1 protein-coding gene is annotated in these 267 nt (G+C 77.9%); it reads right to left on the bottom strand.

Features of this window, described 5'->3' with window-relative positions:
* A partial coding sequence (locus GT042_RS05720; protein ID WP_161307603.1) for a hypothetical protein occupies positions 1-209 on the bottom strand: 209 nt, incomplete at its 3' end.
* Positions 210-267 lie beyond the last annotated feature (58 nt).

Genomic DNA, 267 nt, shown 5'->3' with positions numbered 1-267 from the left:
TCGTGCTGGCCGTGATCGTGTCCTTGGCCGTGATCGTCCCCGGACGTCGGATCGGTGGGCTGGTCGCGCGGGGTGCACGCGTCGTACGGGACATACGCGTCCGGCGAGTGGCGCGGCGCGCGCGGCGACGGGTGCGAGCGCGACCGGTCCCCCGCCACCAGGGCCAGGGCCTCCTCGACGCCCTCGACCTCGCGGTCCTGGGCGGTCATCCGGCGTCGGCCCCCTTGGCGCCCCCGGCGTCGGCGGCGGGACCGTCGGTCCCGGCCG

The sequence above is a fragment of the Streptomyces sp. SID3212 genome, assembly GCF_009865405.1.
Classification (GTDB): Bacteria; Actinomycetota; Actinomycetes; order Streptomycetales; family Streptomycetaceae; genus Streptomyces.
This window is presented reverse-complemented; position numbering and strand designations above follow the sequence as displayed.